Below are 24,139 nucleotides of genomic sequence, written 5' to 3' on the forward strand. Positions count from 1 at the left end.
CGTGAGTATTCGCATAGGAATCCTCGGCATCGGCTCGATGGGCCGACACCACGTGCGCAACGCCCGCGCCACGCGGGGGGTAGACCTCGTCGCGCTCGCGGATCCGGGCGGCGACCGCTTCGGCGTCGCCGGCAACCTGCCCGTCCTGGGCGGCGTCGAGGAACTGATCGAGGCCGGTATCGACGCGGCGATCATCGCTGCCCCCACCGCCCACCACGAAGCCGCAGCCCTGGCGCTGGCCGAGGCCGGGGTACACACCCTCGTCGAAAAGCCCCTCGCCACGAGCGTGGAGGCGGGTCGGCGCATCCGCGACGCTTTTGCTGCTGCTGGTCTCGTGGGTGCTGTCGGCTACGTCGAGCGCTGCAACCCGGCGCTCATCGACATGCGTCGGCGGATCGCTCAGGGGCAGCTCGGCGACATCGAGCAGATCGCGACGCGCCGCCAGTCGCCCTTCCCCGCGCGCATCAGCGACGTCGGCGTGGTCAAGGACCTGGCCACGCACGACGTGGACCTGGCTGCGTGGGTGGCCGGTGCCCCCTACGAGAGCATCTACGCGCGCACCTCCGCGCGCTCGGGTAGGCCTCACGAGGACATGATGGTCGCTTCGGGCGTGCTTGCCGGCGGTATTCTCGTCAACCACCTCGTCAACTGGCTGACCCCCTACAAGGACCGTACGACCATCGTGACGGGGGAGCGCGGCGCGCTCGTCGCCGACACCGCGATGGGAGACCTGACCTTTTACGAGAACGGCCACGCGCCCCTGCAGTGGGACGCCATCGCGGCCTTCCGCGGGGTCAGCGAGGGCCAGATTGTGCGCTATGCGCTCACCAAGCGCGAGCCCCTCGCCCTCGAACACGAGCGCTTCCGCGACGCGATTCTCGGCGTGGGCAGCGAGCACGTCACCATGGACGAGGCCCTGGACAACCTGCGCGTCGTCGAGGCCATCCTCGCCTCGGCCGCCACCGGTCGTTCCGTCGACCTGTAGGGAACGCGTTCGGTCGATCATCATCTACCGCGCGGCCCTGTTCCGCACGCAAACCCTCTATCCCGCACGCAAACCCTCTGTTCCGCACGTGGGCGATCCCGCCCATGCTCCGATGAGCGGGTTCACGTGCGGAAGAGAGGACCCACGCTCTTCATAGCGGGTTCACGTGCGGATCGAAGCGCCTGAATCCGCCTCGAGCCGACGAACCCGCCACGGCCTCGTCATCCGAATACGCGTGCGCCCAGGTAACCTGCCGGGCAGGCACCTGGGCGCACGAAGGAGAATCAGGACTCGAGAGCGGGCTTCTGGTCGGGTTCTTCACGCGTTAAGAGGAACGCGAAAGCAATGGCCGCAGCGAAAGAAACCGTGCCGATCACCCAGACCGTGTTCGGGCCGATGGGGGCACCCGGCCACCACCACCCGGCCGTCCGACTCAGATTGAACAGGATGACCGAGGAACCATGGGTGTAGCGCAGCAGCAGGAGGAACAACGCCCAGAACTGGGTTCCTGCCGCCAGCACGCCGAGCACGACAGCCTGCGGACGCGAGACCATGTGCTCGCGCCGATCCATCGTCAGCAAGAAGAACAGGAACACGATCCACAGAGGCATCATGTAGCGCGCCTGGTAGGTGGCCACGTTGTTGAACTCCTGGAGAATACCGATGAGGGTCGGGACGCCAGCCATCGCGCCAACCAGCGTGAGCAGGGTCATCAGCTTGCGCCACGACCAGGTGCGCGCACCGGCGATAAAGACGGCACCCGCGATCAGGAGGCCAACGGTCGAGATAGAGCCGTCGTAGTTCACGTCCAGCCATCCCGGTCCCCAGCGGTAGCCGTAGAAACCGGCGAGGTACTGCGGCAGGAAGGACATGTTGTCACCGAGCAGGTCAATGAGTGAGCGATGCTCGCCCTGCGCCGTCGCCAGGTGGGTGCTCGCGACGTTCGTCGAGCGCATGACGATGATGCCGATGATCGAGGCAACGATGGCAAGCGTGGCCTCGGGCCAGTACTCGCGACGCCAACGCACCGCGAACGCGAGGGCGACGGTGATGACGAACAGGAAGAATGCGGAGTCGCCGCGTGAGGTACACGACAGGACAGCGCCCAGAGCGGCAGCACCGAGCAGGGACCAACGCCGCCACCCATACGACTGCGTGGCCGACCATAGACCAGCCGCGAAGGCGAACACGCCTGTGAAGGCCCACGAAGATGGGTTGGTGGAGGCAATGAAATAGATACCCATCGGCGTCCATGCGGCCAGAATCGCCAACACATAGCCGCGGCGCATCGCGCTCGGCATGAGTGCACCGATCGCCCCGATGAGAACAATCGCGATACCGACGTTGATAAGACGCATCGTCACGCCCGCCCGGTCAGCGTCGTGAGCGATGAAGTGGTGGTGGAACTGGTAGTAGCCCCACGGGTAGTTGCCGTCATCCCAACGGTCGGTCACCATCGTGCGCTCGTCGGAGTTGTTGAGCGCGCAGACGGCAGACTCATTCCCGTGGAACGCGTAGCACGCGACCCTGGTGGCGGCGATGGACTCGGGAACAACCGGGCCGAAGGTTCCGCGTTCGGTGTAGCCGGTCGTACAACCGGAATCCGCTAACGGGGGAGGACACCAGATAGAACCCAGGTGGTAGTCGTCGTCGGGGGAGGCCCCGAGCGGGGACGCCACGGCCCACGCGAGGCCAACGCCGCACACGGACAGCACGAGGCCGATGACGCCGATCACGCGCCAGGCGCGGGTGGACAAACTGAAGCGGTCGCGGAAGGAAGCTGAATGCGGTGTCGGTGCTTCGCTGGGCTGATCCGCGTCCTCGTCCTCAGTGCGATCAGTGTCCAGGGGGCGCGCGTTCTCGTCAGGCTGATCCGTCTCCGAAGCGAACTCGCCCTCCAAGGGCTTCGCCTCGTCACTGGGATGGTCGTGAGTGGTCATAGAAGGCAGTCCTTGTGTGTCGCGGTGCGTTGGGGATCAGAGTCCGGCTGCGGCGCGGAACGCCTGCGCGTGGACTTCAGCGGCACGCTCCCAGGTGAACTCCTCGGAGCGAGCGATGGCGGCCTGCCCCAGCTGGGCGCGGCGCTGCGGATCATTCATCAGGGTGGTGAGGGCGTCGGCGATCGACTCGGGAGTGATGTCGCAGTAGTCGACCGCATCCCCGCCGACCTCGGGCAGGGACGTCAGGCGCGTCGTGAGCGTCGCAGCGCCACAGCTCATGGCCTCGAGAACGGGCAGACCGAAGCCCTCCGCGATCGAGGGGTAGGCCAGGACGAGGCATCCGGAGAGGAAACCGGGCAGGTCCTCCAGAGGCAGGTAGCCGGGACGCAGAACCGTCAGGTGCGAGGGGATTGCCGCCAGGGCTGGGTCAATGTCCTCATCCCAGCCCTTGCCGCCGGCCAGAACCAGTGCGGGAGGATTGGGCAGGTCCGAAACCGCCTGCGTCCAACCGCGCACCAGGTTCGGGACGTTCTTGCGGGGTTCGAGAGTGCCGAGGAAACCGATGTACTCCTGGCCATCCAGGCCGAGGGACTCCTTGACACGCGCACGTTCAGCGTCATCCACGGGGTGGAAGATCGATCGGTCCACGCCGTGGTAGGCAACGTAGAACTGCGAAGGGTCACCGCCCGCGTACTTGATCGTCTCATCGCGCGTCGCCTCGGAAGGCACGACGAGCGCAGCGGCCCGACGGATCGCGCGACGGATCGCGAACGTGAAGAACTTTTGCTTCGTACGTGAGTGCGCCTGCGGGTGGGAGAAGAACGTCGCGTCGTGCAGGGTGATGACGACGGGCACGCCCGGGAACTGCGGGCACGTGTAGTGAGGGGAGTGGAGCACGTCGGGGCGAACCTTGCGGATGAGCGAGGGCAACCCCGTCTGCTCCCACGCGAAACGCATCGGACGAGACTCGAAGCGAGGAGAAATCGGGATGATGCGAGCGGATGGCAGGCGCGTGGCAAAGTGCTCTGCGTCGCGCTCTTGCACCGCCATCGTGAGTTCAACGCCCTGGGCCCCCAGTTCGGGCACCAGATCATCCACGTAGCGGCCCACTCCGCCGAGGTTCGCGGGGATCGCAGTGGCGTCCATGAGGACGCGGACGGGCTTGGACGAGAGAGAGGAAGGCATAATGGTCTCCGGTCGTTGCGAAGGATTTTCCCATTGTATGTCAGTATCTGGCCGGGCAGACGCTGACATACATCTCAACTATCCTGGAAGCATGAGCGTACGCGTCGGAATGGTAGTTGAGCAGATGTGGCAGCCCGTGCCCGGAGGCTCAGGACGATACATCGTGGAAGTGGCCTCTAGCGTGGCCGCGCAGGGGGTACGAGCCGTCGGCGTCGCCGCGCGACACAGCGCGGGCGAACCCACCCCGGAAGAGGTAGGCCTGACAATTCCTGTGCTCAACTCCGCGCTGCCGCGCCGCCTCCTGTACGCAGCGTGGGACCGCCTGAGCATGCCGCGCGTGGACCGAATGCTCGGTGTCGGATCGGGTGGGGGAGCGCAGGTCGTGCACGCGACCACCTGGGCGATTCCCCCGACCTCGTGCCCGCTGGTAGTCACCGTTCACGACGTCGCGTTCCTGCGCGATGCCAGCCACTTCACCTCCCACGGGGCCGCCTACTTTAACCGCGCGCTCGACATCACCAAGCACCGTGCCGACGCGGTCATCGTCCCCTCCGAGGCGACCGCGCGCGACTGCATCGAGGCGGGCATCGACGAGGAGCTCATCACCGTCATCCCGCACGGCCTCACCCACACGCCCGTCACCGACTCCCAGGTGGAGGACTTCCGCGCCCGCCATGGCCTGACCCGCCCCTACATCCTGTGGGTCGGCACCCGCGAACCCCGCAAGAACCTGCCGACGCTGCTGCGCGCATACCGCGCCATGGCCTCGTCCACGGATCTCGACCTGGTCCTCGTGGGTCCCGCCGGGTGGGGAGAAGACCCCGAGTGGGGGGACCTGCCCGCCGAACGCACCCACGTCCTCGGACGCCTCGACGACACCGACCTTGCCTGCGCCTATGCAGGAGCGCGCGTCTTCACGTTCCCCTCGATCTGGGAGGGCTTCGGGCTGCCCGTCCTCGAGGCCATGGCGCACGGCACCCCCGTCGTTACCAGCGCCGACACCTGCATGGCGGAGATCACAGGCATCGACGCGGGTCTCCTCGTGCCGGCCACCGACGCTTGTGCCCTCGCCGACGCCCTGGAGGCCGCCGCCGGAAGCGAGCATGACCGCCTAGCCGCGGCCGGCCTCGCCCGCGCCACCAACTACACGTGGGAAGCCTCAGCAGCCGCCCACGCCCGCCTCTACGAAACGCTGGCGGGCACCCAATGAGCGCCGGGACAAACACCCCCGGCGCGGGAGAACAAAACGGAGCCACGCGGCGCAGCGCCCGCGTCGTCCTCGTTAACTGGAAGAATGCACCCCTGACCCTGCGGGCCGCCCGCTCGATCGCCCCCCAACTGCGCCAGGGTGACCGCCTGATCCTCGTCGATAACGGTTCGGGGGACGACTCCCTCGACGTCCTCGCCGCCCACCTGCCTGAGCTGCGTGCGCTCGCGGGCAGACGCCCCGGCGTGGGCGGCGCTGACGTCGAGATCGTCAACGCGGGTGTCAACGATGGCTTCGGTGCGGGCGTGATGGCGGGAGCCTCCGACCTGCGTGAGGGTGCTCTCGTCCTACTCAACAACGACGCGACGGTCCGTGAGGGTTTTTTGGACGCGCTCCTGGCTCCGCTCGGCGACCCGATGGTGGGGGCGACGACCGCGCTCATCCTCCTGGCCGGGCGCTACCGCGAGGCGCGCGACGGCGAGGCCATAGCCCTGAGTGGAAACGGTCCCACGCGCTGGGTGCGGCTCAGTGACGACGAGGCCCGGGCCGGTCTGGGCACGATCCTGGTCAATTCGACGGGGAATATCGTGGACGGCGCGGGCAACGGGCAGGACCGCGACTGGCTGTGCCTCGCATCCGAACTCGATGCCTCCGCCGATGTCTTTGGCCTCTGTGGGGGAGCGTGCGCGATTCGCTCCGACGCCTGGGAGGAAGTCAGCGGCATCCGCACCGACCTGTTCATGTACTACGAGGACACGGACCTGTCCTACAAGCTCCACGAGGCCGGATACAGCGTGCGTTTCGTGCGCGAGGCCGTGGTTGATCACGAGCACGCGGCCTCCTCGGACGCGACCTCGCCGATGTTCACCCGTGTCAACGCGCGCAACCGACTGATCGTCGCGGCTGAGCACGCGGCCTGGTCGGTGGTTGCCAACGCGCTGGCTCGCTCCATCGTGCGCGCCGCGCGCGAGGGCTTCCGCGGTCCGGCGGCTCACGGCATCGCCCAGGGTATCGCCGCGATTCCGGCCGCGCTGCGTCGGCGCCACGCGCGTCGAGCACGTCGTGGTGGGACACATTTACGGTGATTCCTTGTCACAAAGGAAACGCTGGAAAGTGAGTAAAGATACAGAGCTGCGGCAAGGGATGAGTCACTCCTCGGTCAAGTCCGATCCCTATAGGCGCTAGACTGACGACCATGACACAGACGAATCCGCTGGTGCGTAAGTTCGCGAAGGGTACCTCCTACCTCAAACGACACGGGGGTCGCATGACGACCGCTCGTCTCTTGCAGGGCTTGGGCAATCAGATTGCAAACTCAGGAAAGGGAAAAGGCAAGGCGCAGTACCCCCTCGGGATGCTCGTCAAGTTCTCTGACGCCGCCGCCCTCGACTGGGTAAGCGAGCCTCACTGGAAGAAGAACCCGCGCACCGTCGGCGAGGGTCCGTTCGTTACCGCGTGGATTATGTCTCCCCCCGGGGAGTCCTCCGGTGGGCACCAGAACATCTTCCGTTTCCTGTCCTACTTGGAGGCAGCCGGTCACACCGTCAAAATCTTCCTCTACTGGTCGCAGGCGATCCCTGTCGACGCGGATCGCGTGCGCGAGATGGTCGAGCGTTCCAGCAACTACCCGTCCCTGAAGGCCACTTACGCCCTCTATGACCCGAAGGTCGGCGTCGGCGATGACGTTGACGCGATCTTCGCGACCGGCTGGGAGACCGCCTACCCCGCGTACCTGGATCGTTCCAACGCTCGTCGCTTCTACTTCGTCCAGGACTTCGAACCCTCGTTCTACCCCGTTGGATCCGAGAACCAGCTCGCGGAGAACACGTATCGTTTCGGTTTCGAGGCCTTCACCGCCGGTAAGTGGCTGGCCACGAAGCTCCACGACGAGTACGGCATGACGACTCACCCCTTCGACTTCGCCGCAGAGCTGACGCTCTACAAGCGCACGAATGACTCGCGGCGCAAGGACGTCTTCTTCTACGCGCGTCCGGTCACGATGCGTCGTGGATTTGAGCTGGGGTGCATGGTGCTGGCCGACGTCAAGAAGCGTCGTCCGGATATCCGCGTTCACATGGCCGGGTGGGACGTGTCGGAGTGGAAGGTTCCTTTCGAGTACGTCAACCACGGAGCGATGAAGCTCGAAGAACTCTCTCCGCTGTATAACCAGTGCGCCGTCGCGCTCGTCATGAGTCTGACGAACCTGTCGCTGCTCCCGCTCGAGCTGGCGTCGTGCGGCACAATCCCCGTCGTCAACGATGCCCCCAACAACCGTCTCGTCTCGGACAACCCTGCCATCGACTACGTGCCGCTTTCGCCTGGCGCTATGGCCGAGGAGATCATCCGGATTGTGGACGCGCAGGATCAGGTGGAGCGTTCGCGTGAGGCTGCTGCCTCCGCGACGACTCTGAGCTGGGAAGACTCGGGACGTACGTTCGTCGCCGATTTTGAGGAGGCCATGAATGCCTAACATTCTGGTGGTCGGAGGAAACGGATTCCTCGGATCTCACTTGGTTGATGCCCTCGCCGCCGAGGAAGGCACGTTCATCCGTGCCTTCGACATGTTCGGCAGCGGAGAACACTGGAAGGCTGAAGGAGTCGAGGCCTTCGACGGTAACTTCCTGAACCGGGATGACGTGGCACGCGCCGTGCAGGGCATGGATATCGTCGTGCACATGCTGTCCACGACGGATCCCGCGACGGCGGAGAACGATCCGACGCTGGACGTGCGCACGAACATCCAGGGCAGTATCGATCTGTTCCGCGCCTGCGTCGAGGCCGGGGTGAGTCACGTCTACTACGCATCGAGCGGCGGCACGATCTACGGCGACCAAGACAAGGAAAGCTACAGCGAGGACGACCGTACGCTTCCGGTATCGCCCTACGGCATCGGCAAACTCACCATCGAGAACTACATGCGTTTCTTCGCGCGTAAGTACGATCTGAATTCGACGTCGCTGCGCATCTCGAACCCCTACGGTACTCGGCAGAACCCGCACAAGCGCCAGGGCATCATCCCGATCTTCCTGCGTCACATCCTGAACGGTGAGCCGCTGACGGTCATGGGTGACGGCTCCATGTTCCGCGACTATATTTATGTCGAGGACTTTGCGACGATGGTCTCCACGATGATCCAGCGCGGTGCGTCTCGTTCCGTCTACAACATCGGCTCGGGCTGCAAGACGACGGTCTCTGAAATCGTGGCCTCTATTGAGCGCGTGACCGGGGCGACGCCGGAGATCCAGCATGTCCCCACACCCTCGACCTATCTTCTCGGATCCGTCCTCAACACGGAGCGAGTGAACAACGAGTTCGGCCCCTTCACAATGACGTCGCTCGACGAGGGGATCGCGAAAACATGGCAGGAGATTCAAGCGCATGGTTACTAAATCGGACTACATCGAGGCGAAGGACGCGTCACTGGACGCGAGCGTCGTCATCCTGACCTACAACGGTGAACAGCACATCGACGAGATCCTCGCTTCGCTGACCACCCAGCGTTTTGACGGCACCTACGAGATCCTCGTCATCGACTCGGGTTCGACTGACTCGACGCTCGACCTCATCGCCAAGTACCCGTCCGTGCGTCTCGTTCAGATCCCTAACAGCGAGTTCGGCCACGGCAAGACCCGCAACCTCGGCGCGCACCTGGCCAAGGGCCGTATCGTCGCCTACCTGACGCACGACGCAACCCCGGCCTCGGACAGGTGGCTTCACGAGATCACTGCGCCCTTTAAGATCTCCGACCGGATTGTCGCCGTCATGGGGTCGCAGATCCCGCGCCCCGACGCGTTCCCGCTGCTGCGCTACGAGATTAAGGGCGTCTTCAACGGCTTCGGCCCGGGCTTTGGTACCACCCTGTTCTACGAGGACGACTTCATTCAGGACGAGGGTGTGCGCAACGCCGTCACCTTCTACTCCGACGTCAACTCCGCCGCCCGCAAGGATATTCTGACCGGCGAGGTTCCCTACCGCGACGTTTCCTACGCCGAGGATCAGCTCCTGGGCCGCGACGTCATTTCTGCCGGATACATCAAGGCCTACGCGCCCCGCGCTGCCGTCCTGCACTCCAACGAGATGACCGTCTCCGAGTATGATGACCGCATGTTCGAAGAGACCCAGGGACTGCGCGAGGTTGGTATCGACGTCGCGATGCCCTCGATCCCCACGGTCGTGCGCATGGTCACGACTGGTATCCTGAAGGACACGCTGCGCCTGGCGCGTGACCGCGAGGTAGGCAAGCGCCGCAAGATCAGCGGCTTCTTCCTCAACCCCGCGTACCACGTGCAGAAGTGGAGGGGCGTGCGCAGGGGTGTTCGCTCCCCGCTCAAGCGCTATGGTCAGTAAGGGACCAGACGGTCAGATATAGTGAGTTGATATGACTGAATCAACGACCCCTTCCCCCGGGTCCTCTCTCGCGCTCCGCGTGGAGCGTATCGAGGCCCAACCCCTGCGAGAGCTGGGTGACAAGAGCGGCCTGGTGGGCGGCACCAAGCGCGCCTTCGCTGACATTTGGAAACGCCGCGAGCTGCTGCGTCTGCTCATCAACCGTGAGCTCAAGGCACGCTACAAGGACTCGAACCTCGGCTTTGTGTGGTCCCTGTTCAAGCCCCTGTCGCAGCTGCTCATTTACTTCATCGTTATCGGGCAGTTCCTGGGCGCGTCACGAGGCATCCCGTCCTTCGCGATCTTCGTGTTCACGGGCCTGACGGCGTGGGGCTTCTTCCTGGAAACCGTCACCGGCGGTACCGGGTCAATTGTCGCTAACTCCGGTTTGGTGAAGAAGGTCTACCTTCCACGCGAGATTTTCCCGCTCTCGACGCTGGGAACGTCAGCGGTGAACTCGGCGATTCAGCTGGTCATTCTGCTGAGCGCCATCGTGGTGACGGGTGCGATCCCGTCGCTCGCGCAGCTGGCCTACCTGCCGCTCGCTCTCGTCGTGCTGGTCGTGTACGCGACCCTGTTCGCGCTGCTTCTGTCCGCGCTCAACGTCTACATGCGCGACATCCAGCACCTCATTGAGGTCATCACGTTCCTGGCGTTCTGGGCTTCGCCGATCGTCTACTCCTACAGCTACGTGCAAAAGGCGCTGGCTGTGAACTACCCGGTGGCGCATGAGATCTACCTCGCCAATCCCGTGACGTTGGCGATCCTAGGATTCCAGCGTTCGCTGTGGGCGGCGGGTATTGATCAGCCCTACCCCGTGCACCTCATGATCCGCCTGGCCGTTGCGGCGCTGATCGGCATCGTCCTCATCTTCGGAGCGCACCGCGTCTTCGCCCGCCTCGAAGGTAACTTCGCTCAGGAGCTCTAATGTCAATGCCTGAAGTCGTCCGCGTTCAGGACGTTTCCAAGGTCTTTAAACTTCATCGGGATACCTCGGTCAAGGACCGCGTGCTGCACTCCTCGCGCGCACGGGTGGAAGAGTTCCGCGCCCTTGACAACGTGAGCGTGGACGTGTCCCTCAACGAATCCGTGGGTCTCATGGGCCACAACGGCTCCGGCAAGTCCACTCTCCTCAAGATCATGGGGTCGATCATCCGCCCGACCAGTGGTCGTGTGACGACCCGCGGGCGCATGGCCGCCCTGCTCGAACTTGGTGCCGGTTTCCACCAGGATCTGACGGGACGCGAGAACGTGTTCCTCAACGCCTCGATCCTGGGCATGACGCGCGCCGAAACCGAAGCCTGCTTCGACGAGATCGTTGCCTTCTCCGGCATCGAACAGTTCATCGACACGCAGGTGAAGTTCTACTCCTCGGGCATGTACGTGCGCCTCGCTTTTGCGGTCGCCGTCCACTCCGACCCTGACGTCCTCCTCGTCGATGAAGTCCTCGCAGTCGGCGATGAACCCTTCCAGCGCAAGTGCATGGACAAGATCCACTCCTTCCAGATGGAGGGGCGCGCGATCGTCCTGGTCTCTCACTCCGCTGAGCAGGTAGAGTCCGTGTGTACGCGAGGCGTCGTCCTCGACCACGGCAAGCTCGTCTTCGACGGCTCGACCTCGGATGCCGTGCGTATCCTGCGCGAGGGCTTCCAACGTGATGCGCTGTCTGCCCCCATCCACACGGAGGAGACGGGTGTCATCTCGATCCGAGACATCGCGATGACGGATCAGGGTGGAGAACCCATCCGCGTCGCACGGACGGGCGACACGATCTGCATCCGCATAGACTTGACCGCATCCAAGCGCATTGAGGACTGGGTGACCGCCTTCTCGCTGGATACTAACCTGGGTCAGAAGCTGCACTACTACAACTCCCGTAACTCCGGGGCGACCCTGCCGGCCATCGAGGGCGACGCGACGGTGATCATCACCGTGCCGACCCTGACCCTGGGCGAGGGCATGTACCGGATGAACGTGTCGATTGACGACGCGGGCGGTCAGCCTTTCGCTCAGCGAGACGGAGCATGGGACCTGGTCGTCCAAGGAAACGGAATTGGCTCGGGGCCGGTGGCGCTGGATTCGTCTATCGTCGTCGAGTCCTGATACGACGCCCACGCTAACCGCGATCTGTTCCCGCGATCACCTCCGTGCTGACGTACGGCATAATGGTGGCAGAGGCGATCGCACTCGACAACACAACCCGACACGCCCCGGGCGCGCAAAGGAGAAAACCCATGAAGATCGTTGTGACCGGCGGTGCCGGCTTTATCGGAGCGAATTTCGTTCACACGCTCCTTGAGGATCATCCGGATGTCGACGTCGTCGTCCTCGATAAGTTCACCTATGCGGGCAACCGCGCGTCCCTGACTGACGTTCCCGCCGAGCTCGCCTCGCGCCTGAGCGTCGTTGAGGGCGATATTGCTGACGCCGATCTGGTCGACGGCGTCGTCGCCGGGGCGGACGCGGTCGTCCACTTCGCGGCTGAGTCCCACAACGACAACTCGCTGCTGGATCCCTCGCCCTTCATTCAGACGAACCTGGTGGGTACCTTCACCCTGCTGGAGGCCGTGCGCCGCCACAAGGTGCGCTTCCACCACATCTCCACCGACGAGGTGTACGGCGACCTGGAGCTGGATGATCCCGCGAAGTTTACGCCGACCACGCCCTACAATCCCTCCTCGCCCTATTCCTCCTCGAAGGCGGGTTCGGATCTGCTGGTGCGCGCGTGGGTGCGTTCCTTTGGCGTCGAGGCGACGATCTCGAACTGCTCGAACAACTACGGTCCCTACCAGCACATCGAAAAGTTCATTCCCCGCATGATCACGAACCGCCTGCGCGGCGTGCGCCCCCGCCTCTACGGCGACGGCCTGAATGTGCGCGACTGGATCCACGTGCGCGACCACAACACGGCCGTGTGGGACATCCTGATGAAGGGCCGCATCGGTGAGACCTATCTGATCGGCGCGAATGGTGAGACGAACAACCGCGACGTCGTTGCCATCCTCAACGAGCTGATGGGCTACGCTCCCGACGATTTCGATCACGTCAAGGACCGCCCGGGGCACGACCTGCGCTACGCGATCGATAACTCGAAACTGGTGACCGAGCTCGGCTGGGAACCGAAGTTCACAAACTTCCGCGACGGCCTGGCCGACACGATCGCCTGGTACACCGACAACGAGGCCTGGTGGGCTCCCCTCAAGGAGGCCGTCGAGGCGAAGTACGCCGCCGAGGGGCACTGATCTCTTGGCTAGCATGATCGAAGACGGCGCCATGCCTCGTCCGCGCGTCACTGTCCTCATGGCCACCTATAACGGGATGGCCGAGGCCGGGGCGTGGCTGGATGAGCAGGTGGACTCTGTGCTCGCTCAGGCGGGGGTGGACGTCTCTCTTGTCGTCTCCGATGACGCGTCGACGGACGCGACGCGCTCCCATCTTGAGGAGCGTGCCGCGTCCGATCCGCGCATCACCATCTTGCCCCAGCGCGACGGCACCCCCGGCGTGACGGGCAATTTCCTGCATCTGTTTACGACGCATGTGCCCGACGGTTCCTTCGTGGCCTTCACCGATCAGGACGACGTGTGGCACGAGGACAAGCTGAGTTCTCAGCTTGCGTTGATGGCCTCTACCGGCGCTGACGTGGTTTCTTCTAACGTCACGGCGTTTGAGTCGCTGCCCGGCGGCGGGGTGGGGGAACGTCGCCTCATTCGTAAGTCTCAGCCGATGCGCGCATGGGACTTTCTGTTTGAAGCCGCCGGACCCGGCTCTACGTACGTGTTTTCGCCTGACGCGCATCGTGTGCTGGCCGAGGTGATCAAGCGCCTGGACTATTCGCAGATCGGCGTGCACGACTGGTACGTGTACGCGCTCGCCCGCGCGATTGGGCTGACGTGGGTGATCGGGGAGGAACCGACGCTGGAGTATCGTCAGCACAGCGCGAACGTCCAGGGTGCGAATTCTGGGGCTGGTGCGCGCGACGCCCGCATGGCGAAGCTGCGCAACGGCTTCTACCGCAACCAGTTCATCCTGATCGCTCGTGCCGCACTGCAGGTGGGCACTTTCGATGCCCCGCGTCGCATCGAACTGACCACGATCCTGCGCGAGCTTGAGGCCGACAGCCAGTGGGCCCGCCTGCGCTTCGCTCTGCGCTGGCCACAGATTCGGCGCGACCGCACCGAGGGCATGAAGCTCGCGGCCGCTCGTTTTCTGCGCGTCTGGTAAGTGAGTGAGCGGCCGCGCTGCGCTCCCTTTAGCGTGAGTAGACGACCAATCCGGCGTCGACGGCCTCGGTGGTCAGAATCTGTGGAAGCTCCCGGGGTGACACGTATGTCGGGTCAATGATTACGACCGAGCGCCCCGCCATCCACTGATCGAGCACCTGTCCAGCACCCGTGCGAGCCTCCCAGAGTAGCGCCACGCGTTGTCCGTGCAGGTCAGCGGGTGGACGCAACCCAGCCAGGGCCTCGTCGCGTGCAGCCTGGAGCGTCGGGGGAGTGTCGACGACCAGGGCGTCGGGTGCCGCCGCGATTTCTGCGAGAGCATCCATGGCGCCACCGAGTTCGCCATTCCATGCGAAGGACAGGTACGTGGGTGCCTGAGCCAACACGTGAGCACCGCTCTCGAGGGCGGTGTTTGCCTCGTCGTTCAGAGAGTTTGTCACCAGGAGGTCTCCGGGCAGTGGGCGACGCGTATCGAGGTGCTCCCAGCCCATGGCCCTGGCCGCGATCTGCCAGAGGACATCCTGCCACGGCTGGAGGGACGTGTAGATACGGGCCGGTGTTGGTTCACCTGAACCGAAGAGGTCAGCAGCGATTTCAGTTGTTAAGTAATTAGCTACCTTGGAGAGCCAGCGGGCGACCACGGGGCCGCCCAGCTCGACTCGCACCTGGCCATATTGAGTCAGCGCAGGCCCTGACCATGCGTTAACCACGTCGATAAGTGAAGAGAGCCTGGTCACATTAAATTCAGAAGAATTCCCCATAGTCGTGAGTATATCGAAGGTCCCACGCTTTCCGTTTAACAGGTAACTGTGAAGTCGTTACAAAACTGTAAGCATTTACCGGCGGGTCAGGTGCTACTCTTGAGGTCTCAATAACGCGAAACAGCTTGACTTCCTGCATTGACACGCGTGTAATTCTCGTATTGATCGATTCGTTATAAGGAGCTCCCGCAATGTGGAACATCTTCGGTGACGGACCTCTCGAGTGGTCCGAGGACGCCGACGCGGTGCTGTACGCCCGCATCGACGGCCCCCTTGCGTGGCAGCAGCACGCGCTGTGTGCCCAGACGGATCCCGAAGCTTTCTTCCCCGAGAAGGGCGGCTCCACTCGCGAAGCCAAGGCAGTTTGTCAGGCCTGCCAGGTTCGCGAAGATTGCCTCGAGTATGCCCTCGCTAACGATGAGCGTTTCGGCATTTGGGGTGGCATGTCGGAACGCGAGAGGCGGCGCTTGCGCCGTATGGCCGGTTGAGTCCCGCTTCGCGTGCCGTCGGCGCGATCCTTGTCACCAGGGGGGACGCGCCGCTCACTCAGTCCGTTCTGCGGGCCATCGAGAATCAAACGATGGCCCCGCGTTCGCTTACCATCATCGACGTTGCAGGCCGTCGTGTCACACCGTTTCCCGCTGACCGCGTCCCCCGTGGGGCCGAACTCGTGCGCGTCGGACGCGCGCGTAATCTGGGTGACGCGATCCGCCGTGCCTACGCTCAAGGTGCCCCCTTCGCTTCCGAACCCTGGTGGTGGATCCTTCACGATGACTGCGCCCCCGAGCCGGAGTGTTTGAGCGAACTCGTTCAGGCGGGTCTCGTCGGCAAGACCGTGGGTGCCGTCGGCGTTAAACAGCTGTCGTGGGACGGCTCGCGCCTGCTGGAACTGGGTATCTTTGCGACGGCAAGTGCGCGTCGCCTGGAGCGTATCGGCGACGATGAGATTGATCAGGGCCAGTATGACGGCACGACCGACGTCCTCGGCGTCGGTACGGCGGGTATGTTCCTGCGCGCCGAGGCGTATGACACCATCGGTGGATTCGACCCCGCTCTAGGCCCCTTCGGCGACGGCCTCGATATGGGTCGACGCCTTCACCTGGCCGGGTATCGCGTCATCGTGGCTCCCCGAGCTCGCGTGCGCCATGCCCGCACGTCGATGACTCCCGGGATCGACCCGACCCAGGCCTCGACTCTGTGGGAGGACGCTGATAGTCCCGAGGCTGTGGCTCGGCTCGTCTCGGCGCAGGCCAAGTCGTTCCGTCGGCGTCGCGCCGCCCAGATGTACAACTGGTGCAAGGCCGTGCCCGCTCTCGCTCTTCCGTTCCTTGCCCTGTGGCTTCTCCTGTGGACTCCCGCGCGTGCCCTGGGGCGCTTCGTCACCGGGCGAGCCACCCTGGCTCTGCCTGAAATTGCCGCGCTGCTCTCTCTCATGGCTGCGACGCCGCGTCTTCTCGCTGGCAGGGCTCGCGCCGCGCAGTCGCGTACGGTGCCGCGTTCCTCGCTGCGTGCCCTTGAGATCACGCCCGCGTCCCTGCGCAAAGAACCCGCGGGTGACGAAGAGGATGACAACGGCGAACGTATCGATCCCCTGGTCGTCGCTTCCATGCGCAGCTACCGGATCCGATCCGCGTCGACCGGGCTGGCACTCCTCATTGTGACCTCGGTGATTGCGGGTCTCCAATGGTGGGGTGCCGCATCTGGACTCGTCGGCGGAGCCTGGGTCTCCCTGCCCGCCTCGTGGTGGGATCTGTGGAGCGCCGCGTGGGCCGGGTGGATTCCCGGCGGTGATGGATACGCCGGGGGAGCCGATCCGCTGACCATCCTTATGGCGCTGTTCAGCGCTCCCGTCGCGCCTCTGGGAGTCACGCCAGGTGCGGTGGCGACTTTCCTGCTCGTCGCGTCATCGCCGCTTGCCGCGATGGCCGCATGGGTGCCCACCCGTTGCCTCACGACCTCGCTGCGCGTGCGCTTCCTCGTGTCCCTCGCGTGGGCGCTGTCCCCGGCCCTGCTCATGAGTGCGGCACACGGGGTCCTGGCCGGAACCCTCGCGCACGTTGCCCTGCCGATTCTGGTCGCCTACTGCGTGTCTGCCGCCGCACCCCTTATGGTCGCGAGTGCCTCCGGTGTCGAGGCCGCGCCGACCAATCCACGCGGCGTGAACGCGGGCTGCGCGGGTCTGGCCGTCCTCGTCCTAGCCTGCTGTGCCCTATGGACTCTGCCCCTGAGCGTCGTGGCGCTCATGTGGCGCTCGCGCCGACGGAGCATCGTCGCCCTGCCCGCGGCTGTGGTCGTCGCTCCTACCTACTTGAGCATTCTTGTTCATCCGTCGGCGTGGGCGGCCCTGACCTCGACGACCGGTGGGGTCCACGCGTACACTCGCGCGTCCTCGTGGCTCGCTTTCCTTGGAACGCCGGCTGCCCCCCAGAGCACACTCGATCTGATCGCTTCCGGCGTCCTTGGTGGAGGTGTCGCACTCCTTGCTCTCCTGGCAGTCGCGCGTCATCGCACGACCGCCCTCGTGACGGCGCTGAGCGCCGCGCTCGTTGCCGCGCTGTGTGGGTGGACAGCCTCGCACGTCGGGGTCGGACTCGATGGTGCCCTCGTCGCCTCAGCCTGGACATCCCCCGCCTTCTCGGTGTCCTTCGGACTGCTCCTGCTCGCCGCTAGCCAGCTCATCGCGCCGATGAAGGACGAGGACGGCGAGCGCCTCGCGTGGGATGCCTCGGTTTCTGTTCTCCGGCGGGGAGGCGCAACCCTTCTCGCCCTGATCCTCGTCGGCATCGGTGCCACCCAGTCGGCGGTCTCGTTCGCGATCCGAGGAGACGCCTCCGATACTCCGACCTACGCGCTCGCCCAGCGTGAGACGGTCTCGCCGGTCGCGACACCCATCATCTCTGCGGTCGGTTCCCAAGCGCAGCGTTCGTCTCGTGCCGGACGCGTCCTCGTCCTCGACGGCGACCCCACGAATGGCACCGTCGACGCCGCCCTGTGGCGAGGGAACGGGCAATCCCTGACGGATGCCTCGCCGACCGTGCGGGCGCTCGCGCTGTCTCGTGCCCGTGCAGGTTCGATCACCGGGACTCTTGACGATCCCGCTACGGCTTCGCTCGCGCAGGCCGCGTACACCCTGGTCGTCTACCCCGACGACGCGACCGTTGCGGCGCTCGCCGCCCACGATGTTGACACGATTCTTGTGCCCTACGGTGCCAGCGGTGCACAGGCGCTCGCGTTCGGACTCGACCGCGCGGGCGGCCTCGAGAAGATCGGAAACACCAACAGCGGTATTGTGTGGCGCGTGCGCCCGGGCGCGATCAAGCCTTCGCGCGTGCGCGTCGAATCCTCCGGCGGCATCACCACCGACGTTGGTTCCTCGCAGCTGCGCGTAGACGGCAACGTCGACGCGTCTGGCACCCTCATTCTGGCCGAGCGCGCGGACTCCGGCTGGCACGCCAGCGTCGACGGCGTGGCCCTGACGCCCACCGACCCGGTCGACGGATGGGCTCAAGCCTTCGACATGCCCGCCGCTGGTCACCTGACAGTGACCTACAATGCCTGGTGGATCATTCCGTGGCGCGTCGGCGCGGGCATCTGCCTGGTGGTTGTGGCCGCCAGCGCCCTATCCGTGTGGAGGAAGAGATGACAACGCCCCGGACCGCCACCCTGGGCGCGCTCGGTGTTGCCGGGATTGCGGCTGCCGCGCTGGCCACCGGATCCCTGCTCGTCGGGTCTGCTCCCGCGAGCGTCGATGGCACCGCGCAGAGCGCGCACCCCTCACAGGTACAGCTCGCCTGTCCGACGGCGCTCGTGGACCCCTTCAACACCAGCCATGTCGCGACGGCCGCCACGTGGTCGTCCCTCTCGTCCGCTCCGATCACGCCCGCGCCGGCCTCGATCACGGGTACCGGCGGCGTCATCCCGACGGGCCTGACGCTTGTCGGCCAGGGTGGCGGTGAACTCGCAGGACTCAGTGCCGTCGGCTGCGCGGCCCCCCGCACCTCCCAGTGGATCGCGGTCGGCGCGACCACGTCGGGTGCTGACATGGTCCTCATCCTGTCCAATCCCGGCCCGACGGCTTCGGTCGTCAGTGTCGATGGGTACGGGGCGTTCGGTCCGCTCAATGCGGCTCCGCGTCAGGTGACGGTTGCCGCCAACTCGTCGGTATCTGTCCTGCTGGCAGGCTGGTTCCCCGATGAAAACTCCCTGGCCGTCCACGTGCAGGCCGACGGGGGAGGGGTCAGTGCTTGGGCTCAGGCGTCCCTCATGAACGGGGAGGTTCCCCAGGGCACGATGTTGGCCTCCGCGATTGCCCCCGCGACGACGCAGACGATCCTCGGCGTTGACCCCAAGGGCACGTCGCTGCTGCGCCTGGTGTCGCCCTCCGGGGATGCGCATGTGAGCGTGTCGGTTGCAGATTCGACGGGCGTACATCCCCTGGGCGGTGGCAATGCCACCGTCGCCGCGGGGTCAACCTTGGAGATGCCTCTCGATGGTGCTTCGAAGGATTCCACTCCAATTGCCCTGATCGTCAGTTCTGATCGCGAGGTGGTTGCGCAGACGACCACGATCACGCTCGGTGCCCCGTGGGCGGAGCGTGCCAATGCGTGGATTATGCGTTCCAGCGCCGCACCCGCCACTCTTCTGACGCAGGCTCCGATTCCGGGCCGCGCGTCGCTGGAAACCATGGCTTCTTCGGTCCTGTCGACGAAACCAATCCGCCAGACATCGCTCGAGACCGAGTCCGGTGTCAGCTCGACGCACGCGAGCCTCCTGCTCTATGCGCCTGTCACAGACGGTGACGAGGCCGTGGCTCAGGAGAACGGCGACGGCGAGCAGTCGGCCGTTCCCACGCCCACGACGACCCCTAACATCTGGGCTTCCCCCTCGCCGAGTCCCACGGCGACCGGTGACGCGGGTGACGCGCAGTCCACCGGCGTCAGCGCATCGAGTCCTGGCGCCATCCCCGTCACGCTCGGTGGTCGTACCCTCTACCTGGCACCCGGCGTTCCGACCCTGGTTGAGCTGCCCGAGGCAGCCGGACAGGTGAGCGCGCCCATGCCGATCCAGGCCGCCGTCGTCATCTCCGCAGACACCGCCGTGGGCCGCATGACGACCACGTGGAACGTCGGTACCGAGGGTATCAGCGCTGTTTCCGGATCCATCCGCACCGTCAACTGAGGTGCGGATGCCCGCACGTGGCGCTCGCGCGTGCCAGTGAACGACAGGGTGCCTGCGCGCCGTCAACGCATCGCGTCGTCGATCTCGTCTGGCGGCAGCGCCAGGATATGGCTGATACGTTCCACGAGAACTTGCCTGGTCATCGTGCCCACCTCTTCGGGTGGGCAACGCAGGATGATCGGCAGCCGATAGACGACGATCCGATCACGCAGGCCACGGCGTCGATCCGCCGGAAAAATACGGGCCACGACCACGTTATGCGATTCCCACGCTGCCGGATTTGACGGGGGAACATCCTCCACGGCGAATTCGATTGTCGCCACCTGCGGCCAGCGGCCGATCAGCTCGCTGACGAGGTCCGCGACCATGAGATCGAAGTCCTCTCGCCGTGTACGCCACGCCGGCGTCCCCGGGAAAAAGAGGGGTCCGCGGGGACCCCGACCATGGCGGTCGCGGCTCATGACATGACGTCTAGTCGGAAACACCCCACCAGGGTAAAACTATGGCGTGCTGGAGCGCGCGATACGGGCACAGAGTGTCGTACTCTTAGGTGCGTGATTGCCCAACGACACTGCTCAAAGCCCGGCTGCTCTGCCGTCGCCGTCGCTACCCTGACCTACGACTACCGTGACTCGACGGTCGTCGTCGGCCCGCTCGCCACCGTCGCCGACCCCAATTCCTACGATCTGTGCGACGAACACGCCCAGAACCTCAAGGCACCCCTCGGGTGGCAGGTCGTACGCCTGGCCACCAACTTTGAGCCGGCTCCGCCCTCGGTCGACGATCTGGCCGCCCTCGTCGACGCCGTGCGCAGGGTTGCGCAAGAAACGAAATACGCCCCGGCCTCGTCCTCCGAGAAGCGTTCGACGCGTAGCGGTCCTTTCAACCCCGCACGTTCGGTGGGAAGGCCTGACACGTCCAGTCCCCTGGACCCCTCCAGCCCCTACGCGCGAAGGCGCGCTCAGTTCACCGTCGTCAACGGCAAGGACGGTGCAAGCGACGACTGAACCCTAGAGGCCAAAGCGTGCCTGCGTGGCCTCGTGGAAACGCTGCCGTCCGCGGGCGCGGCGCTCGACCTCGCGCGTCCACACTCGATCCCTGCGGGCAACCAGCACGGCGGCAATCACAAGCTCAGGGTGGAGCCCTTCAGGCAGTGGAGTCTGGACGCGCGCGGACAAGCGGTCCGCGAGGGAAGTGGCGACCTGTTCCCTCAGAACCGGGTTGAGGCCCCTGTTCGTCCCGAGGAAGGCGCGCGCCTCGGCGACGAGTGCATCGTCGAGGGGCAGAATCGTCGCGGTTGCCCCCCACTGTTCAAGACCCGGAGGCATGATGAGCGGCGGGTAGAACACCGATGCGCCCTGCGAACACACCATCGTTCCCGCTGCGAGATCGCCCAGGCGTTTGCCTTTCGCGTTGAGCATTTCCGCCGCGAAGGCGAGGCCGCCCGCCAACATCCAATTTTCGATGACTCCGGCCCCGACTCGGACCGCGCTGTGGCGGGCAGTCACAGGGCCGCCGTCGTCGCGTACGACGCGTAGGTTCAGCGCCCACTTGCCCAGCGATCGGCCATGGGTCGCGATCTCGATGGCGAGTGGAACGAAGAACGTGACGCTCGCGATCACGGCGATGAAGAAGACGCGCAGGGACGAATAGGACATCGTGCCCCACGACCGTGCGGTCAGCGCGAGGAGCAGAAATGCGCTTCCCATGTACACGGTCGCATCGAAGACGGCAGCGGCGAAGCGCTCCATGGGGGAGGCAGGCGTGACGTCGAGGCTCACCGCCTCGCCGGTGCGGACGTAATCGTCCTGAAGGGTGTCCGACTGACTGCGTTGCGCGCTCATATGTGACACGCTAGTCCAATGGACATCGATGTGCTGCGGGTAAGCGGAAAAGACGAGTGGAAGCGCCTCGACGAACTGACTCGTCAGCGTACGTTGAGTGGCACGGATATTGACGAGCTTGATCGGCTCTATCGATCAGCGACCACTGACCTGGCGCGGGTGCGCACGCACAGCCCCGACCCCGATGTGATCGCGGAGCTTTCCCGGCTCCTCTCGGCGGCCCGCGGGCGCCTGGCGGGTACCGGGGGACTCACGGGCCGCGTGATCGCGACGTTCTTCGTCGTCTCCCTGCCTCTGGCGCTCTATCGGATCCGGTGGGTGATCCTGGGCGTCATGACGGCGTTCATCGCTCTGTGTGCGATCCAGGTGCACTATCTGATGACGACTCCTGAGGCCGTGAACGAGCTGGGCAGCCCCGAGATGCTGAGGACCTACGCCAAGCAATCGTTTGTCTTCTACTACCATCAGGACACGCACCTGGAGTTCGGCATGTCCGTGTGGGCGAACAACGCCTGGATTGCCTTCCAGTCGATCATCTCTGGCATTACGGGCGTGTATCCGCTGTGGGTTCTGTGGCAAAACGCCACCTCGTTGGGCACGTCGGCTGCGGTGGTGTTCGAGTATGGGGGCGTGTGGCACTTCTTCCGCTTCATTTTGCCGCATGGTCTGCCTGAGCTGACGGCTGTGTTTATCTCGGTCGCTGCGGGACTCAGGATTTTCTGGGCGCTGCTTGTGCCGGGTGCCATGACGAGGTTCCAAGCCGTGGGGAAGGCCGCGCGTGAAGCGATGACGGTAGCGGTGGGATGCGCGATCCTCCTGGCTGGCTCAGGCTTCCTGGAGGGGTTTGTGACGCCCTCGTATGTCGTGCCGGACGCCGTGAAGATTGGCCTTGGAGTGGCGCTGACCGCGGCGACGTGGGGGTACATCCTGATCCTGGGGCGGCGAGCGCACCGGGCCGGTGCCAGCGCGGATGTGGGCATCGACGCGGGCTACTACCAGCCGGTCGCTGGGTGAACGGACGGCGAGGCCTCGTCCCCGTGTCCCAGGGACGAGGCCACGGTCGCGCGGGTGCAGCCGCTCGGTGACGCTCGGGCTTAGAGTCGACCGCTCTTCTTGAGATCAATGTAGCGGTCGGCCGTACGTGCGGGTAGCAGGTCTGCGGACGCCTGGAGGGTCAAGGCACCGGCGAGACGCACGTCTGCTGCCCCGGCCTCGTCGGCGCGTTCGGCGAGCGCGGCAGAGGCAGCCAGGAAAACTTCTTCGGCGTCGCTTCGACCGCTCCTGGCCCTCAGCTCGTCGGGGTCGGTGGCTGACGCGACGAGCACCGTGTGGCGCTCGGCGAGGCGCGCTACCGCGTCCGTAAATTCGGTTTCCATGCCGGCGGGCGGGATTTTCGTGGCGAGGACGACGAAGGCGGGATGACGGACGGTTTGCTCGACCGCTGCCGCGGCCTCGGTCCAGTCGGTGACGTCGAGGCGCGGCGAAATATCCGTAAAGGCGTGCGCGAGTGACTCAATGATTTTCGCGCCGCGCACGCCGGACACGCGGGCGCGCACGCGCGAGTCCACGGCCAGGACGTGCACCTTATCGCCCGCGCGATCAGCCAGGGCGGCGAGGAGCAGAGCCGTTTCGATGGCAGAATCCAGGCGGGGCGCGCACCCAAGTGCGATGGAGTCGACCTCCATGCGCACCGGTGCTCCCAGCAGCGCGGAGGAGGCGCGTCCGCAGTCAACGACGATCACGACATGGCGGTCGCGTTCGGGGCGCCACTGGCGAACCATGAGTTCGGGGGAGCGGGCGGATGCCCGCCAGTCGATGTCGCGCGGGTCGTCGCCCTCGACGTAGGCGCGCAGGGAATCGAACTCGGTGCCGGCTCCGCGCAGCGTCGTCGGTGTGGTGCCTTCCAGTTCGTGCAGGCGCGCCAGGCGCGAGGGCAGCAGGACACGCGCCTTGAATTCCGGCAGGACCGACAGGGTGAGTGGAGCCTTGAGTGAGACCTGGCGCGCGCCCAGGTGCAGCGGCCCCCAGGAGCGGATGGTGACGACGTCCGCGTGGCGCGTGCCGCGGCGCGTGGGGGCCAGGATCGTGACGATTTTCTGAGACGAGCGTGCTCCAATGCGTACGCGACGGCGCGGCGGGGCGGGGTGCAAGGACGGCGGCCACGCGTCGCGCACGTCCAGGGTCATCGGCCGTTTCGTAGTGTTGGACAGACGCAGCGTCGCTTCGGTCGTCTGGTCGGCTCGGATCGGCCCGGTCACCTCGCGCGTCAGGCGCAGAGTACGCGGGGAGGGAGCACCGAGTGCGTCGAGGATGCACGCCGCGACGACGAGACCGAACCATGTCCACGCGAACGCCCGCGAGGGGGCGAACGCGAGGGGAATGAGTCCGGCGAGAACGAGGAGCGCGCTGCGCACTGAGACGATCACGGGTCGC

Annotated in this window: 21 protein-coding genes; 15 read left to right on the forward strand and 6 right to left on the reverse strand. The window is 65.3% G+C overall.

The features are described 5' to 3' along the window. Position 1 precedes the first annotated feature (1 nt). Positions 2-985 carry a Gfo/Idh/MocA family oxidoreductase gene (locus QZ149_RS00425; protein WP_291448550.1) on the forward strand — a complete coding sequence of 328 codons (984 nt, stop codon included), beginning with the start codon at positions 2-4 and terminating at the stop codon, positions 983-985. A 284-nt stretch (positions 986-1,269) separates the two neighbouring features. On the opposite strand, the gene QZ149_RS00430 is transcribed toward QZ149_RS00425, so the two are convergent. Beyond that, positions 1,270-2,925 (reverse strand): DUF2142 domain-containing protein, encoded by a 1,656-nt coding sequence (locus tag QZ149_RS00430; RefSeq protein WP_291448552.1) that lies wholly within the window; start codon positions 2,923-2,925, stop codon positions 1,270-1,272. 36 nt (positions 2,926-2,961) lie between these two features. Next, on the reverse strand, positions 2,962-4,110 hold the full coding sequence (locus QZ149_RS00435; protein ID WP_291448554.1) for a glycosyltransferase family 1 protein: 1,149 nt from the start codon (positions 4,108-4,110) through the stop codon (positions 2,962-2,964). A 91-nt stretch (positions 4,111-4,201) separates the two neighbouring features. Here QZ149_RS00435 and QZ149_RS00440 point away from each other — a divergent pair, with 91 nt between their 5' ends. The 9 genes from QZ149_RS00440 (at position 4,202) to QZ149_RS00480 (ending at position 13,924) form a co-directional block, all read left to right on the forward strand. Continuing rightward, entirely contained in the window at positions 4,202-5,320 is a 1,119-nt protein-coding gene (locus QZ149_RS00440) for a glycosyltransferase family 1 protein (protein ID WP_291448556.1), read from the forward strand. Then, entirely contained in the window at positions 5,317-6,402 is a 1,086-nt protein-coding gene (locus tag QZ149_RS00445; RefSeq protein WP_291448557.1) for a glycosyltransferase family 2 protein, read from the forward strand. Before QZ149_RS00440 ends, QZ149_RS00445 begins: the two co-directional genes overlap by 4 nt. Positions 6,403-6,512: 110 nt before the next feature. Beyond that, entirely contained in the window at positions 6,513-7,787 is a 1,275-nt protein-coding gene (locus QZ149_RS00450) for a glycosyltransferase (RefSeq protein WP_291448559.1), read from the forward strand. Then, positions 7,780-8,706: an NAD-dependent epimerase/dehydratase family protein gene (locus tag QZ149_RS00455; protein WP_009647864.1), complete on the forward strand. Its 927-nt coding sequence runs from the start codon at positions 7,780-7,782 to the stop codon at positions 8,704-8,706. Before QZ149_RS00450 ends, QZ149_RS00455 begins: the two co-directional genes overlap by 8 nt. Beyond that, the gene (locus tag QZ149_RS00460) at positions 8,696-9,664 is read left to right on the forward strand and encodes a glycosyltransferase family A protein (protein WP_291448563.1); all 969 of its coding nucleotides are present in this window, start codon (positions 8,696-8,698) and stop codon (positions 9,662-9,664) included. The genes QZ149_RS00455 and QZ149_RS00460 overlap by 11 nt, the downstream gene beginning before the upstream one ends. 31 nt (positions 9,665-9,695) lie before the next feature. Continuing rightward, positions 9,696-10,631: an ABC transporter permease gene (locus QZ149_RS00465; protein WP_291448565.1), complete on the forward strand. Its 936-nt coding sequence runs from the start codon at positions 9,696-9,698 to the stop codon at positions 10,629-10,631. A 5-nt stretch (positions 10,632-10,636) separates the two neighbouring features. Further along, positions 10,637-11,806 carry an ABC transporter ATP-binding protein gene (locus tag QZ149_RS00470; protein WP_291448568.1) on the forward strand — a complete coding sequence of 390 codons (1,170 nt, stop codon included), beginning with the start codon at positions 10,637-10,639 and terminating at the stop codon, positions 11,804-11,806. 131 nt (positions 11,807-11,937) lie between these two features. Next, entirely contained in the window at positions 11,938-12,945 is a 1,008-nt protein-coding gene (gene rfbB, locus QZ149_RS00475) for a dTDP-glucose 4,6-dehydratase (protein WP_291448569.1), read from the forward strand. Between the two features lie 13 nt (positions 12,946-12,958). Beyond that, complete coding sequence (locus QZ149_RS00480; protein WP_291448571.1) at positions 12,959-13,924, forward strand: glycosyltransferase family 2 protein; 966 nt, start codon at positions 12,959-12,961, stop codon at positions 13,922-13,924. Between the two features lie 28 nt (positions 13,925-13,952). Here the strand turns inward: QZ149_RS00480 and QZ149_RS00485 are convergent, their stop codons facing one another. After that, positions 13,953-14,564, reverse strand: coding sequence for a hypothetical protein (locus QZ149_RS00485; RefSeq protein ID WP_366488005.1), 612 nt, complete (start codon positions 14,562-14,564; stop codon positions 13,953-13,955). A gap of 311 nt (positions 14,565-14,875) precedes the next feature. Here QZ149_RS00485 and QZ149_RS00490 point away from each other — a divergent pair, with 311 nt between their 5' ends. From QZ149_RS00490 to QZ149_RS00500, 3 genes are read left to right on the forward strand one after another with little or no spacing between them, the layout of a single operon-like run. Beyond that, positions 14,876-15,172, forward strand: a complete 297-nt coding sequence (locus QZ149_RS00490) for a WhiB family transcriptional regulator (RefSeq protein WP_009647886.1) — start codon at positions 14,876-14,878, stop codon at positions 15,170-15,172. Next, positions 15,169-18,327 (forward strand): glycosyltransferase, encoded by a 3,159-nt coding sequence (locus tag QZ149_RS00495; RefSeq protein WP_291448575.1) that lies wholly within the window; start codon positions 15,169-15,171, stop codon positions 18,325-18,327. The genes QZ149_RS00490 and QZ149_RS00495 overlap by 4 nt, the downstream gene beginning before the upstream one ends. Beyond that, a complete protein-coding gene (locus QZ149_RS00500) occupies positions 18,324-19,862 on the forward strand; it encodes a DUF5719 family protein (RefSeq protein ID WP_291448577.1) in 1,539 nt (512 codons plus the stop codon). The genes QZ149_RS00495 and QZ149_RS00500 overlap by 4 nt, the downstream gene beginning before the upstream one ends. Positions 19,863-19,924: 62 nt before the next feature. Here QZ149_RS00500 and QZ149_RS00505 read toward each other — a convergent pair whose 3' ends face one another. Next, complete coding sequence (locus tag QZ149_RS00505; RefSeq protein WP_291451799.1) at positions 19,925-20,230, reverse strand: metallopeptidase family protein; 306 nt, start codon at positions 20,228-20,230, stop codon at positions 19,925-19,927. Between the two features lie 186 nt (positions 20,231-20,416). Here QZ149_RS00505 and QZ149_RS00510 point away from each other — a divergent pair, with 186 nt between their 5' ends. Next, on the forward strand, positions 20,417-20,869 hold the full coding sequence (locus QZ149_RS00510) for a DUF3499 domain-containing protein (RefSeq protein ID WP_291448581.1): 453 nt from the start codon (positions 20,417-20,419) through the stop codon (positions 20,867-20,869). 3 nt (positions 20,870-20,872) lie between these two features. Here QZ149_RS00510 and QZ149_RS00515 read toward each other — a convergent pair whose 3' ends face one another. Then, positions 20,873-21,706: an RDD family protein gene (locus QZ149_RS00515; RefSeq protein ID WP_291448583.1), complete on the reverse strand. Its 834-nt coding sequence runs from the start codon at positions 21,704-21,706 to the stop codon at positions 20,873-20,875. 18 nt (positions 21,707-21,724) lie between these two features. On the opposite strand from QZ149_RS00515, the gene QZ149_RS00520 reads away from it, so the two are divergent. Next, positions 21,725-22,720 (forward strand): stage II sporulation protein M, encoded by a 996-nt coding sequence (locus tag QZ149_RS00520; RefSeq protein ID WP_291448585.1) that lies wholly within the window; start codon positions 21,725-21,727, stop codon positions 22,718-22,720. 80 nt (positions 22,721-22,800) lie between these two features. Here the strand turns inward: QZ149_RS00520 and QZ149_RS00525 are convergent, their stop codons facing one another. Next, the gene (locus QZ149_RS00525) at positions 22,801-24,132 is read right to left on the reverse strand and encodes a DUF58 domain-containing protein (protein WP_291448587.1); all 1,332 of its coding nucleotides are present in this window, start codon (positions 24,130-24,132) and stop codon (positions 22,801-22,803) included. Positions 24,133-24,139 lie beyond the last annotated feature (7 nt).

The sequence above is a fragment of the Actinomyces sp. ICM47 genome, assembly GCF_905369875.1.
Classification (GTDB): Bacteria; Actinomycetota; Actinomycetes; order Actinomycetales; family Actinomycetaceae; genus Pauljensenia.